Origin of the sequence: Mycobacterium sp. E1747, assembly GCF_001667775.1 — a bacterium.
In the GTDB taxonomy this organism is placed as follows: domain Bacteria; phylum Actinomycetota; class Actinomycetes; order Mycobacteriales; family Mycobacteriaceae; genus Mycobacterium.
This window is the reverse complement of the sequence record NZ_LZJI01000049.1, coordinates 52136-65583: the sequence shown is the minus strand read 5'-3', so window position 1 is coordinate 65583 and position 13448 is coordinate 52136. Positions and strand designations below refer to the sequence as shown.

The following is a 13448-nucleotide window of genomic DNA, read 5'->3' as shown; positions in this document are numbered from 1 at the left end:
CGCCATGGCGATTCGGCCGTCGCCACGAAGAAACTGCACGGTGGGCACGCCGCGATCAGCCATCAGCCGCCCGCACGGCTCACCGATCCAGGCTCCACTGGCCGTAGTCGGCGGCCAACACCTCGTCGATGTCCACGTTGATCCCGCCAAGGAGCGGGCTGGGGTTGGAGGGGCTGTTGACCACGGACTGGTAGAGCACCGCCGCGGGTTCGCGCGCGCCGTGCGACCACGACCTCGTCTGCCACACCCACCGGTGCCCGGGCGTGGTCGAGCTCCCCACGACGCCGTCTCGGATCGCCCAGCCGCACGCGTTGGCATGCCCGTAGATGCCCGTGCGGCCTAAGCCCAGTGCCGAGTTGATGCCCCGAAACCATTGCACGGCAATGCTGTTCCAGGTGTTCTCGTCGATGTCGTCGTCGACGCTGAAGAAGATCGGGGCCGAGCCCGGACCCCCGGCCGCGGCGTGCAACCGTTGCGCGGTCCGGGCATCCGCCACCCCGCCGTCATAGCCACGGGTGTAGTCCGATGGATCCGGCCACCCGGGTTTGCCGTACTGGAAATTGCTGACGATCTGCAGACCCGCCGCGCGCAGCGCGTCCGCGTACTCGCGGGTGATCGGCTTCGCCTCGAAATTCGCGCCCGGCCGCGACTCGGAGACGTAATTCACCACCCCGGCATAACCCGCCGATTTGATCTCGTCCGGCGAAATCCTGCGCTCGGCGAAATCGATCAGCCGTATGTCGGCGGCGGACGCCGTCGGCGCGGCGGAGTTGGCGGCTGAAGTCACAAAGCTGAGGAAAGCCGGTGCGACGGCGAGTTTCAGGACGTCGCGTCGCGACGCCGATCGCCGCCCGCGGCATGCCCCTGATGCAGCCCAACCCTGCACCGCGCGATGGTAACAAACAGCTCAGAACCGGTGTTCACCCTTAATGAACTGGGCGGCGCGCTCTCCGATCACGACACACGGAGCCATGGTGTTGCCACTCGTGATCCGCGGCATGACTGATGCGTCGGCGACGCGCAGGTTCTCGGTGCCGTATACCTTGAGGCGTCCGTCGACCACCGACATAGGGTCGCGCCCCATCTTCGCCGTCCCAGACTCGTGCCAATACGTGGTTACGGCATAGCGCAGATAGTCTTCGAGTTCGGTGCCCGAGAGGTCGCCCGGCATCACTTCGCGGGCAACGAAGGGCCGCAGTTCGGCCGAATTGCCGATCTCGCGCAGGGTTTCGACACAGGCGATCGCGTTTTTGAGGTCGTCGGCGTTCGAGAGCGCGTTGGCTTCGATGCGGATCGGGTCGGCCGGGTTCGGGCCCGACAACCGCAGCCGACCGCGGCTGGTGGGATGCGTCGGGGAACCGAAGAGGATCCAACTGTTGGCCGGCAGGCCGTATCTCGCGGCGTTCTCCGGCGTTGCCTTCGGAAAGGGGCCCAAGCAGGCGAAGAGGTCGGGGCCTTCAACGTTGGCCGCTCCGGAGTCCCAGAACATGGTCGCCCCGACCTGGGTGCTGACCTGAACCCGGTCGGGAAACTCCCACACGCAGTCGAACCCGAAATGATCCTGGAAATTGCGTCCGACCCCGGGCAAGTGCAGGCGGACCGGGATTCCGGCTCGCCGCAATTCGTCGCCGTCTCCTACGCCCGACTGCATCAGCACCTTGGGGGTGTGTATCGCGCCGAGTGACAACACCACCTCCGCCTCGGCGGCGACTTGACGGATTGCGCCCGCATGGAGGACTTCGACGCCCGCCGCCCGGTCACCCTGGAGGATCACGCGGGTGACCAGGGCATGCGGCACCACCGTCAGGTTCGGCTGCCCCATCCGCGGGCCGGCGTAGGTGCGGAACACGGACTCGCGCTTGCCGTTGCGGCTGCGCAGGTCAGCGATGGCGGCGCCGCGCGCGTTTTCCATCAAACGGCCGTTCGGACTCTGATAGGTGGGGATGCCATGAGCCCGCGCCGCGTCGAGTACCGCCGGCGCGAGTGGATGCATCTCTGATGCCGGCTCGACGAACACCGGCCCGCCCCTGCCCCGATGATCCGGCTCGCCGGTGCCCTGCCAGTCCTCAAGCCGCCGATACAGCTGCAACACCTGCCCGTACGCCCAGGCCGGCTCGCCGGACTCGGCGGCGAAGTGGTCCCAGTCGCCGCGGTGTCCTCGCGACCAAACCATCAAATTTATGCTCGACCCGCCGCCGAGCACCTTGCCCATCGAGAACGGGATGGAGCGCCCGTGCAGCCGCGGGTCGGGTTCGGCCGCGAAACCCCAGTCGCGGTCACTTCCCAGATTGGACGGCCACTCGCTCGCCTCGGTAACGGCAGGCAGGTCGTCGGAGCCGCCCGCTTCCAGCAGCAGCACATTTACATCCGGGTTCTCCGCCAGCCGGGCGGCGATCACCGATCCCGACGACCCGGCGCCACACACGATGACGTCGTAACGCGGTTCCAATACAGCACCCACGACTTCCCCTCACCTCCGGCTGAGTATAGTTCAATATACCTAGTGATACGCGCGGGCGGGCCGAACGGTTCAACCCCGCTCCCGTGCCCGGGTGGCATGATCCTTGGGGTGCCGGATTCTTGTGGGACCGTTTCTGCGGGAGCCGGTGATGTTCGAGCTCATTGCGCTCGGTTAGCCGACCGAACTATAGTCTGGACACATGTCCAGTTTGCTGTCACGGAGTTCGGGAGTCCGTTGACCGCGATGGGTTCGGCGCTATTCCGCGGTCAGTCACCAGCAAAGAAGAGTTGAGTATGCGAATTGCCCTGCTGTCCTACCGTAGTAAAACCCACTGCGGCGGACAGGGCGTCTACGTGCGCCATCTCAGCCACGGGCTGGTGGAACTCGGTCATGACGTCGAGGTGTTCTCCGGCCAGCCCTACCCCGACCTGCTCGACCCGCGGGTGCGGCTGACCAAGGTGCCCAGCCTGGACCTCTATCGCGAACCCGACCCGTTCCGTGTGCCGCGGCCCAGCGAGATTCGCGACTCGATCGACCTGTTGGAACTGCTCACCACGTGGACCGCGGGGTTCCCGGAGCCGCGGACTTTCACGATGCGTGCCGCCCGGTTGCTGGCCGGTCGGAAAGCCGATTTCGACGTCGTCCACGACAACCAGAGCCTGGGCACCGGACTGCTCACGATCGCCGGCGCGGGCCTGCCGGTGGTGGCCACCGTGCACCACCCCATCACCCGCGACCGGGTGCTGGACCTGGCCGCCGCGCGGTGGTGGCGAAAACCGTTGGTGCAGCGATGGTATGGATTCCTGGGCATGCAGCAGCAAGTGGCGCGACAGATTCCTGACCTGCTGACGGTCTCGTCGTCGTCGGCCGCCGACATCGTCAGCGACTTCGGCGTTTCCCCCGCCCAGCTGCACGTCGTGCCGCTGGGCGTGAACACCGAGCTGTTCAAGCCGGGGTCGCCCCGCAAGGCCGGACGGATCATCGCGATCGCCAGCGCCGATACCCCGCTCAAGGGTGTGCGCACCCTGCTGCACGCGGTGGCCCGGCTGCGCACGAGCAGGGATCTCGAGCTGCGCCTCGTCGCCAAGGTGGAGCCCAACGGTCCCACTCACAAACTCATCGCCGAGCTCGGCATCTCCGACATCGTCCACATCACCAGTGGGCTCTCAGACGCCGAGCTCGCCGCGCTGTTCGCTTCGGCCGAAGTCGCCTGCATTCCGTCGCTCTACGAAGGGTTTTCGCTGCCCGCGGTGGAGGCCATGGCGAGCGGGACGCCGATCGTGGCCAGCCGGGTGGGCGCACTGCCCGAAGTGCTGGGCACCGACGGCGCCTGCGCCGACCTGGTGCCGCCCGCCGACATCGACGCGCTCACCCGCGCGCTCGGTGACTTGCTGGACTCGCCGGAGAAGCGGCGGAGCCTGGGCACGGCGGGGCGCACCCGCGCGGTCAACGTCTTCAGCTGGGAGGCCGTGGCCGCTCAAACGGTTCGGGTGTACGAACGCGCGATCGCTCGTAGCGCCGCTTCGTCGGCGGCCGAGGGGGAAGCCCGATGCTGACGGTCGATTTCGACCGGCTGCGGATCGGGCCGGGCACCAAGGTCATCGACGTCGGCTGTGGGGCCGGCCGGCACGCCTTCGAGGCGTATCGGCGCGGAGCCGACGTGGTCGCGTTCGACCGGGACGAGACCGAATTACGTTCGGTGGACACCATTTTGCGCGCGATGGCGGAAACGGGCGAGGCGCCCGCCGGGGCCTCGGCGGAGGTGGTGGTCGGTGACGCGCTGAAATTGCCATACGCCGACGAGGCGTTCGACTGCGTGATCGCGTCCGAGATCCTGGAGCACATACCGCATGACGACGCCGCCATCGTCGAACTGATCCGGGTGCTCAAGGTGGGCGGCACATTGGCGGTCAGTGTGCCGCGTTGGCTTCCGGAACGGGTGTGTTGGTTGCTGTCCGACGAATACCACAGCAACGAGGGCGGTCACGTGCGCATCTACCGTGCCAGTGAATTGCGCGCGAAGATCCTCGATGGCGGGATGGAATTGACGCATACCCACCACGCACACGCGTTGCACTCTGGATTCTGGTGGTTGAAATGCGCGGTGGGAGTGTCGAACACCGAGCACCCAGCGGTGTCCACCTACCACAAACTCCTGGTGTGGGACCTGATGCGGCGACCGAAGATTACGCAGCTGGCTGAATCGCTGCTCAATCCGCTGGTCGGCAAGAGCGTGGCCATGTACTTCGTCAAGCACCCGGCGGCCGAAAGCCAGGCGACCGTGGGATATTCCGTTGCGTCGGTCTAACCCACCCTCGGTCGCGGGCGTCCTTTCGCCCGAGCAGTGCCGTCAAACCGCGATGTCCATCGCAGCTCATCAGGAACCGTCGGGAGCCATCCCCTGGTCCGAGGGCGGCCACACCGATCCGTGGGACCACGTGGAATGCGCGATGGCGCTCACCGCCGCCGGACTGCTGGATGCGGCGCGCGCCGCGTTCGACTGGAGCCGCCGGACCCAGCGGGCAGACGGCTCGTGGCCCATCCAGTTCCGCGCGGGCGTCGTCGAAGACGGCAACAGCGACAGCAATTTTTGCGCCTACATCGCCACCGGTGTGTGGCACCACGTGCTCGTCACCGGTGACCGGCGCTTCGCCTCGCAGATGTGGCCGGTGGTTCGCAAAGCGATCGACTTCGTCATCGACTTGCAGGTCAACTATGGCGAGATCTGTTGGGCCCGAAGCGAAGCCGGCCCGCTGCCGGAAGCGCTGCTGACCGGTTGCGCTAGTGTGTTTCACAGCATCCGGTGCGCCCTGGCGCTCGCCCGCCTGGTCGGCGATCCGCAGCCCGAGTGGGAACTGGCGGTGGGCCGGCTCGGCCATGCGATAGCCGCACACCCAGAGGCGTTCACCGAGAAGGATCGCTACTCGATGGACTGGTACTACCCCATCCTTGGTACCGCGCTACGCGGACCCGAGGCGGCCGCGAGAATCCAAGAGCGCTGGGACGACTTCGTGGTGGGCGGCCTTGGCATTCGCTGCGTGGCCGACCGGCCATGGGTGACCGGCGCGGAGACGTGTGAACTGGTGATGGCGCTGGACGCCATCGGCCAGCGGTCGGCCGCCCATCGGCAGTTCGGCGCGATGCAGCATCTCCGTGAGGAGGATGGCTCGTACTGGACCGGTTTGGTGTTCGCCGACGGCAAGCGGTGGCCCGAGGAGCGCACCACGTGGACGGGTGCGGCGATGATCCTCGCCGCGGACGCGCTGTCGAACACCACCGCCGGCGCCGGGATCTTCCGCGGTGAGGGTCTACCGACGGGCCTGCAGACGGACTTCGAGTGCGAATGCGTGGCCACCGGCCCCGGCTGGTGACCTAGATAGGCACGCCCGGTTCACCGCTGACGCGTTCGAGCACCCTCAGCGATCCGGTCGTCGAAACCTCCCGGAACTGGCCGGACTCGATTGCGCGGCAGTAGATGTAGTACGGGGGCCGCCCCCCGTCCCGGGGATCCGGGAACACGTCATGGATGGCCAATGCGCCACCGACGGCAACCCATTTCGCCCAGCCGTCGAAATCCTGGTTGGCCGCGGCCTCGCTATGGCCACCGTCGATGAACAGCAACCGCAGCGGCGTACGCCATCCGGCGGCCACGACCGGTGACTTGCCGACGACGGCGACGACGTGGTCATCCAGGCCCGCGGCATCGAGCGTGCGACGGAACGTCTGCAGGGTGTCGAACAAACCGGTGACCTCGTCGACCAGCGAGGCGTCGTGGTATTCCCAGCCGGCCTGGTGTTCCTCGGAGCCGTGGTGGTGGTCGACCGTGTAGAGCACACTGGCGGTTTGTTGGGCGGCCGCACCGAGCAACAGCGTGGATTTGCCGCAATAGGTGCCGATCTCGACACCGACGCCGCCGCCGAGATACCCCAGTGCGGCGTCGTAGAGCGCACGCCCCTCGTCTGCGGGCAGGAAACCGCGCACCTGCTCCGCCAATGCAAACAGGCGCTCGGTTGAACCGACCTCAGTGGGACTCACACCGAAGAACCTATCGGTCAGCGGCCGGATCCGATCGGGGTGGTCCGTGGCGGCCGGCGACATTGACCAGCGCCCCAGGCGGGATCGCTCTACGATCATGCTGTGCTCGCCCGCAGACTCGGTGACATCGGCCTGGCGGCGGTTCTGACCGCAGCCGCGCTGGCGCTGCCCGCTGTGCTGCCGTCGCCCAGCATTCCCAAGGCCGCGGCCGCCAACTGTCCCCCGGTCCAGGTGGTGTTCGCCCGGGGCCGAATGGAATCGCCAGGAACGGGAGCGCTGGGCAACGCGTTCATCAGCGCGCTCCGCTCCAAGGTCAACAAGAACATCAGTGTCTATGCCGTCAACTACCCCGCCGACACCGAGGTCGCGCAGGGCGCCAATGACATGAGCCGTCACGTTCAGGACATGATCACCAATTGCCCGGACACCCGGTTGGTGCTGGGCGGCTACTCGCTCGGTGCGGCGGTCACCGACGTCGTGCTCGCCGCGCCGATCGGCGCGTTCGGCTTCGACAGCCCCCTCCCGCCGGGCGCAGACCAGCACATCGCCGCCGTGGCGTTATTCGGCAACGGCAGCCAGTGGGTGGGCCCGATCACGAACTTCAGCCCGATCTACAACGACCGGACCATCGAGCTGTGCCACGGCGCCGACCCCATCTGCAACCCGGCGGACCCGAACACCTGGAAAGCCAACTGGCCCCAACACCTGGCCGGTGCATACATCGACGCCGGGATGGCCAACCAGGCCGCCGACTTCGTCGCCGGCAAGCTCTGACCCGTCGGGCGACACATCGGTGCCTCAGCGCGGGCGGGAAACCAATTGCTGCTCACCGCTTCTGGCGACCGACTTCGCTTCCGAATCAAAAGGGTACGGCCGTAATGCGAATAACCATCGAACCTGTCGCGTTCGAGCGCACCGATGGGTTGTGCGTGGGGAGTGCAGAGTTATCGGATCGTTTTTGCGGGGCGATTAGCACGGCCGGAGAGTAAGACGGCTCGCCACTTTTTGCGCAATTTGCGCCGGGGAATTCTTAGGCCGAGGTGTTCGTGCTCGGGTACAGCTTGAAGTCACGGACGAGCGGGACCACCTCGCCGCCGGACACCGCGGCGCGCTGACGGGCGCGGAAAGTGGGATGGCGGCGCATCGCCTCACTACGCTCGCGCTCGTGACGCTGCGCGGCAGTCCATCGCGGGTGGGACTGAAGGGAAATAACCGTCGCTCCCGTTGTATTAGCCACGATCGTTAACTCCTCTCAGCGCAACCCGCTAAAGCTCTAGGCCTTGTGGTTATCGGCTTGTGATCCCAGAATGCCCGGACGATCCTGAGACCAAACCACCCACAAAGTTGAGAATTGGCCATGAATTTTGACTAATCCGTCGGCCGCTTCACGCCGCCGTCCGCGCAGGCCCGCCGGCGATCCGAAACGTTAGCGGCAGCCACCGACAACAATTCCCGCTTCGGCCCCCGGGGCCGGCGGCTGCTATGGTCCCTTGCGTATGCCCAAGATGGATCGCCGCCGCATGATGTTGACGACCGGGATCGGCGTGCTGGCAACCGCCCTGCCTGCGCCGGAAGCTCGGGCCCGCCCCGCGGAACGGGACCTACCGGCGGATCGCCCGCCCGCCCCTAAAGCGCCCAGCGGCCAAACCGGCACCTACATTTTCCACGACGAATTCGACGGCCCGGCCGGGTCGGCGCCTGACCCGTCGAAGTGGACGGTCGCCAAGGCCCGCGAGACGATCAAAGACCCGACGTACTGGGAGCAGCCCGAGCACATCGGGCAGTACCGCGACGATCGCCGCAACGTCTTCGTCGACGGCAACTCCAACCTGGTACTGCGCGCGGCGAAGGACGGGCCCACCTACTACAGCGGCAAGGTTCAAAGCCTGTGGCGCGGCGGCGTCGGCCACACCTGGGAGGCCCGCATCAAGCTCAACTGCCTGACCGCCGGCGCCTGGCCGGCCTACTGGCTGGGCAACGAAGACCAGGGCGAGATCGACGTCATGGAGTGGTACGGCAACGGCAGCTGGCCCTCGGCCACCACCGTCCACGCCAAAGCCAACGGTGGAGAGTGGAAGACCCACAACATCGCGATGGACAGCGGCTGGCACACCTGGCGGACCCAGTGGGACGAGGCGGGCATCCGGTTCTGGAAGGACTATGCCGACGGCGCGCAGCCCTACTTCGACGTGCCGGCCAGTTCCCTGCCGGATTGGCCGTTCAATGGGCCCGGCTACACGGTCTATCCGGTGTTCAACCTGGCGGTCGCGGGCTCCGGTGGCGGCGATCCTGGGCCGGGGACCTATCCCGCTGACATGCTCGTCGACTGGATCCGCGTCTGGTAAGCGCGCTCAGTGCGTGAGCAGGGCGGTGGCACTCCACGCCCTGCTGCCCGGGTGCCGCGGGTTCGGCTGCGGCAGCCAAGTGAGCGGCCGCATCCACATCGGCAAGCGATGGAACCGGTGGGCGGCGAGAAAGAGCGCCTGCACCTCGACGGTGCGCCAGCCCAGGTTTTCGAAGTAGGCCAACCCGTTGTCGGGTGCGAACTTGAACGGCGCGTTCTGCAGCATGCCGGCCATTTTCTTGTTCATCATCTTCTTGAGCCCGGGGCCGGCGAAGTCGAGCATCCACCACCTGACCTCGGGTCGCGTGATCGCCGCTGAAAGCGCGACGACGTCGCTGTCCTCCAGATACATCAGCAGGCCCTCGGTCAGCACCAACGCCTTGGTCGCGCCGGCCAACGCCTCGTCGAGGAAGCCCTCGCGGGCCGCGGGGTTGGCGAGGTCGACGGCCATCCGGGTCAGCCGGCACTGCGGCGTCTCCTCGGCCAGCAGTTGCGTCTTCTCCGCGAGGAGTTTCGGCAGGTCCGCCTCCACCCAGGTGAAGTCGGCCGGCAGGTCGAGCCGGTAGGGGCGCGTGTCCAGGCCGGCGGCCAGGTTCAGCACCCGGTCGCAGCCGGTGGCGATCGCTTCGGCGATGGCGTCGTCGATGATCTTGGTGCGCGCGACGAGCCACCAGCCGTTGCGGGTGGACCGCGGCACGTTGGCGACGATCTCACGGCCGTGTTCGCCCGCGAGGCGCTCGGCGAGCGGGTCGCTGAAAAGCGCATCGGGACGGGCGGTTTCGGTCGCCCGGTGCAATGCGGTCCAGCGGGCGGTGTCCGAAACGTGGGTGATGGTGTGTCTGGGGGCTGACATACGTGCGTTATAGCAGCACCCGCGCCGGCCTATTGACCGGCCTGGCCTCCCGCGAACCACGCTTCGGCCACCGTCCGGGTTTGCGGCGGCGGCAGGCCGGCCTCCCCCGTGCCGAGCTGACCGACCTTGACGGTCCAGGCCGCCGACGAGCGGTCGATGCAGCTCCCGGCGCCCTGGCTTGGCAGCCACAGCACCGAAAGGTTTGCGTGCGGGTCGCCGCACCAGTACGCCCCTTCGTAGCCGTCGGCGCGCCAACCCCAGGCCCCGCCGTTACGGAGCCGGCAACGGGTGCCATCGTCGAGCGTCAACGCAAACGGGTCGGGGGTTGCGGGCGCGGTCACGGGTGGGAGCGGGCGGTCATACGTCACGCGATGCATGCTCCTGTCCCAGGGATCGTCCACGCACAGCAGCGATCCGCCTGTCGAGGGCCAACAGGTGCCGGCGCCGGCCGCGGTCGGCGAGCAGGAGTAGACGTTGTCGGCCACCGCCGACGGCGACGTGGTGCTGCAGTCGCTGGCCTGGCCGACGTTGCCCGGTCCGGACGAGACGTGGTAACCGTTGATCGGTTCGCCGTCGGGGCCGACGGCCACGAGGGTGATCTGCTGGGTGGGCGGCGGGTCCGCGGCGGCCGACCAGGGTGGCAGGCCGAGCATCAGCGCGGCGATAGGGACAGCGACGCTTCGCGACCTCACGTTCACCGCGCAAAACCCTTCGTTCGGCGGGCTCCTTGTTGTTGAAGGGTACGGTGCGGATATGGCCGTTCGAAACCGTCGTTTTCTGCTCCGCGAACGCCCCACCGGCCGCATCGGCCCCGACACATTCGAACTGACCGAAGAGGCGATCCCCGAACTCGGCGACGGCGAGGCGCTGGTGCGCGTGAACTGGATTTCGCTCGACCCGACCAACCGCATGTGGATCAACGACACCCCGACCTACCTACCCCCGGTCGGCATCGGCGAGGTCATGCGCGCCGCCGGGATCGGCGAGGTGGTCGCGTCCAAGAGCTCTACCTACGCGGTCGGCCAGCAGGTTCAAGGCCTGCTCGGCTGGCAGGAATACGCGGTCCTCACGGACACGTCGATGGTGAACCCGGTGGACGTGGCACCCGGTGTCTCGCCGAGCGCGTACCTGGGCGCGCTCGGGATGACGGGGTTGACCGCGTGGATCGGGATCCGCGACATCGGGAAGCCCCGGCCCGGTGAGACCGTCGTCGTCTCGGCGGCGGCCGGCGCGGTGGGCTCGATCGCCGGGCAACTCGCCAAGGCGGCCGGCGCTCGTGTCGTCGGGATCGCCGGCGGTCCCAAGAAGTGCGCGCTGCTCACCGACCAGCTGGGTTTCGACGCCGCGGTCGACCACCGCGCCGACGACTGGGCCGCCCAGCTGGCCGCCGCGACACCGAACGGCATCGACGTCGACTTCGAGAACGTCGGTGGCGACCTGATGGACGCGATCTTCGCGCGCCTCAACATCGGCGCCCGCGTCGCGCTCTGCGGCCTGATCTCGGGCTACAACGCGGAAGACCCGCCGCCCGGCCCGCGCGCGTTCGGGAACCTGCTCATCCAGCGGGCCATGGTGCAGGGCTTCATCGTCCTCGACCACTTCGGGCGCGCGCCGGAAGCGATCGGCGAGATCGCCGGCCTGATCGAGGCCGGAAAGCTCAAGCCGCTCGAGACCGTCGTCGAGGGGTTCGAGCAGCTGCCGACGGCGATCAACATGCTGTTCGACGGCAAGAACGTCGGCAAGCTGGTGGTCAAGATCGGCTGATCAGCCGAAGTCCAGGCGAGCGTAGACCCCGCGGTACGGCCTCGTCGGCGGGAACCGCCACAGCGCGGCATACAGCGTCCCGAAGACGCCCCGCCTCAGCAAGAGGCGACTGACACGCAGTCGCGTTTGTCGACACCAGCGCGACTAGCGCGGCGGCGGGTCGATGGGGACCGCGATCTCATTGCGGCGCCGCATCGGCAGCGTCGAGGGTGGGTCGTAGAACCACGCCTCCTCCCCGGTCGGCTTAATGCCCTTGGCCCGCAACATGTTCAGGAGTTCCTGAGTGCGGGAGGCGACCACCTTGGGGCTGCGGTCGCCGCTGAATGGCAGCACCGCCATGGTCGTGGGCGGCACGGTGACGAGCCGGACCTGATCGTCGCTGGGGGCGGGCAGGGTTGCCATCGTCCACTTCGTGGTGCATGAAAAAGCGGATCGCCCAGCCGGGCACGCGCGCCTTTCACCGCCAGATTACGGGCGACGCCAGGCGTTCGTCGCCGTCGTCGCCGGACAACGTTGGGATCGGTAGCCCGTGCCGCGGTTTGTACTTGGCGCAACGACGACGCCACTCCGGCGGCGCCCCACGAAAGGAAGTCAGAAAATGAAGATCGTCCCGGCCAGCATCGAAGAACAGATCAATCGGGTCGACCGGCAGCGCAGCCTCTACATCGGACTCAGCGCCGGCGCAGTCGCGCTGTGGAGCGCGTACCGGCTGATCTGGGCCCTCTACATCGGGATGACGTTCGGCTGGCTCTTCGGGTCGATGGTCTTCCAGATCGTGCTGTGGGGCGTGATCGGCGCCGTCTCGGCGGTGGCGGCCTTCGGGTTCCTGACCCGCTACGCCAAGGGGTCATAACCGGGGCCGCGAGTTGACGAAAGCCCCGAATCCCGGAGCGGTTCGGGGCTTTCGCGCGTCCAGGGGGAATCAGAGCTGGGCAGCGTCATCTGATGATCCGCCCCGGGGCCGCGAAAACGGTCGGTATCCGGCTGTCTAGCGCAGCTGTTGGATGCGGATCAGGTTGCCCGCGGGGTCGCGCACCGCGCAGTCACGCAGGCCGTACGGCTGGTCCTACGCGCCGACCAGCTCCGGATGGAACTTGGCGGCCATGCGCCGCAGCCCGTCACGCCAGTCGACCGTCGTGCCGCCGATGAGTTCGTGCATCCGATCGCCGGCAGTGGGATTGCCGCGCAGCGCCTGCGCGCTCACCTCGAAAACCGGTTCCTTGCCGACCAGCGAGCCGAGGTATCCACACCACTCCTGGATGCTGACCGTCTGATCGCCACACCAGTTGACCGTCGTGGCGGGGACCGACGCCGCCTCGAGCAACTTCGGGATGGTCGCGATGATGTCGTCCTCGTGAATCGGGTTGTACTGGGCCGACCCGCCCGCCGGAACCGGGATCGGGATGCCGGCCAGCATCATCTCCATGTGATAGAACGGCCATCCGCCGTTGTCGCCATAGGGGACGTTGAGCCGGGCAATGGTGGTGGGAACCCCAAGAACCCGCGCCATCGACCGGGCGACGACCTCCCCGGCGATCTTGGAGATGGAATAGGTGGGGAACAAGCACTTGTGGTTGTCGCCCAGGGCGGCGCCTTCGGTACGGGGCAGGTCATCCGGGGGGTCGTAGACGGCGGCGGAGGAACAGTGCAGAAAGGCCTTCGCGCCGCGGCAGTGCGCCATCAGCAGCCCGACCGATTCGGCGTTGGCCGCGAGGTCCTTGTCCCAGTTCCCGCTCTTGGCCACCGCGAGGTTGAGGACGTAGTCGAAATCGGTTGGCAGAGCCGTGAAGTCGCCGGCCGCCAAGTTGACCGTCTGGCAATGGACGCCGGCTTTCTCCAGGCCTTCTCGCGCGGCGGGATCGGTGAACCGGGCGATGCCCCACACCTCGTTGTCGGCCGCGAGCGCCCGCGCAATCGGGGTCGCGATTTGTCCGGTCGGGCCGGTGATCAGGATCTTTGAACCACGCATGGGCTGATAGTAGGCGACGTCG

Annotated in this window: 14 protein-coding genes and 1 pseudogene; 7 read left to right on the top strand and 8 right to left on the bottom strand. The window is 67.4% G+C overall.

Annotated features, from left to right (window positions below; all coding sequences use genetic code 11):
* Nucleotides 1-79 precede the first annotated feature (79 nt).
* Complete coding sequence (locus tag A5695_RS05115; RefSeq protein ID WP_068078961.1) at nucleotides 80-886, bottom strand: DUF1906 domain-containing protein; 807 nt, start codon at nucleotides 884-886, stop codon at nucleotides 80-82.
* A gap of 21 nt (nucleotides 887-907) precedes the next feature.
* Nucleotides 908-2461, bottom strand: coding sequence for a GMC family oxidoreductase (locus tag A5695_RS05110; protein WP_068078958.1), 1554 nt, complete (start codon nucleotides 2459-2461; stop codon nucleotides 908-910).
* Between the two features lie 293 nt (nucleotides 2462-2754).
* Between A5695_RS05110 and A5695_RS05105 the strand changes: the two genes are divergently transcribed.
* From A5695_RS05105 to A5695_RS05095, 3 genes are read left to right on the top strand one after another with little or no spacing between them, the layout of a single operon-like run.
* Nucleotides 2755-4017, top strand: a complete 1263-nt coding sequence (locus A5695_RS05105) for a glycosyltransferase family 4 protein (RefSeq protein ID WP_068078956.1) — start codon at nucleotides 2755-2757, stop codon at nucleotides 4015-4017.
* A complete protein-coding gene (locus A5695_RS05100; RefSeq protein WP_068078954.1) occupies nucleotides 4011-4769 on the top strand; it encodes a class I SAM-dependent methyltransferase in 759 nt (252 codons plus the stop codon). Before A5695_RS05105 ends, A5695_RS05100 begins: the two co-directional genes overlap by 7 nt.
* On the top strand, nucleotides 4756-5832 hold the full coding sequence (locus A5695_RS05095; RefSeq protein WP_068078953.1) for a prenyltransferase: 1077 nt from the start codon (nucleotides 4756-4758) through the stop codon (nucleotides 5830-5832). Before A5695_RS05100 ends, A5695_RS05095 begins: the two co-directional genes overlap by 14 nt.
* A gap of 1 nt (nucleotide 5833) precedes the next feature.
* Here the strand turns inward: A5695_RS05095 and A5695_RS05090 are convergent, their stop codons facing one another.
* The gene (locus tag A5695_RS05090; protein WP_068079072.1) at nucleotides 5834-6496 is read right to left on the bottom strand and encodes a class I SAM-dependent methyltransferase; all 663 of its coding nucleotides are present in this window, start codon (nucleotides 6494-6496) and stop codon (nucleotides 5834-5836) included.
* Between the two features lie 102 nt (nucleotides 6497-6598).
* Here A5695_RS05090 and A5695_RS05085 point away from each other — a divergent pair, with 102 nt between their 5' ends.
* Together A5695_RS05085 and A5695_RS05080 are read left to right on the top strand one after the other, a co-directional pair.
* Nucleotides 6599-7270, top strand: coding sequence for a cutinase family protein (locus A5695_RS05085; protein ID WP_068078952.1), 672 nt, complete (start codon nucleotides 6599-6601; stop codon nucleotides 7268-7270).
* Nucleotides 7271-7992: 722 nt separating this feature from the next.
* Nucleotides 7993-8841: a family 16 glycosylhydrolase gene (locus A5695_RS05080; protein WP_068078950.1), complete on the top strand. Its 849-nt coding sequence runs from the start codon at nucleotides 7993-7995 to the stop codon at nucleotides 8839-8841.
* Nucleotides 8842-8847: 6 nt separating this feature from the next.
* Here A5695_RS05080 and A5695_RS05075 read toward each other — a convergent pair whose 3' ends face one another.
* Together A5695_RS05075 and A5695_RS05070 are read right to left on the bottom strand one after the other, a co-directional pair.
* The gene (locus A5695_RS05075; protein ID WP_068078948.1) at nucleotides 8848-9693 is read right to left on the bottom strand and encodes an SAM-dependent methyltransferase; all 846 of its coding nucleotides are present in this window, start codon (nucleotides 9691-9693) and stop codon (nucleotides 8848-8850) included.
* A 29-nt stretch (nucleotides 9694-9722) separates the two neighbouring features.
* Nucleotides 9723-10391 (bottom strand): hypothetical protein, encoded by a 669-nt coding sequence (locus A5695_RS05070; RefSeq protein ID WP_068078945.1) that lies wholly within the window; start codon nucleotides 10389-10391, stop codon nucleotides 9723-9725.
* A 55-nt stretch (nucleotides 10392-10446) separates the two neighbouring features.
* Between A5695_RS05070 and A5695_RS05065 the strand changes: the two genes are divergently transcribed.
* The gene (locus A5695_RS05065; RefSeq protein ID WP_068078943.1) at nucleotides 10447-11457 is read left to right on the top strand and encodes an NADP-dependent oxidoreductase; all 1011 of its coding nucleotides are present in this window, start codon (nucleotides 10447-10449) and stop codon (nucleotides 11455-11457) included.
* Between the two features lie 144 nt (nucleotides 11458-11601).
* Here the strand turns inward: A5695_RS05065 and A5695_RS05060 are convergent, their stop codons facing one another.
* Nucleotides 11602-11859, bottom strand: coding sequence for a heme-binding protein (locus A5695_RS05060; RefSeq protein ID WP_068078941.1), 258 nt, complete (start codon nucleotides 11857-11859; stop codon nucleotides 11602-11604).
* 196 nt (nucleotides 11860-12055) lie between these two features.
* On the opposite strand from A5695_RS05060, the gene A5695_RS05055 reads away from it, so the two are divergent.
* Nucleotides 12056-12310, top strand: coding sequence for a hypothetical protein (locus A5695_RS05055; RefSeq protein WP_068078938.1), 255 nt, complete (start codon nucleotides 12056-12058; stop codon nucleotides 12308-12310).
* Nucleotides 12311-12445: 135 nt separating this feature from the next.
* Here the strand turns inward: A5695_RS05055 and A5695_RS27245 are convergent.
* A pseudogene (locus A5695_RS27245) lies at nucleotides 12446-12523 on the bottom strand (VOC family protein); the annotation flags it as partial.
* Nucleotides 12524-13426: an NAD(P)-dependent oxidoreductase gene (locus tag A5695_RS05050; protein ID WP_068079069.1), complete on the bottom strand. Its 903-nt coding sequence runs from the start codon at nucleotides 13424-13426 to the stop codon at nucleotides 12524-12526.
* Nucleotides 13427-13448: the final 22 nt, after the last annotated feature.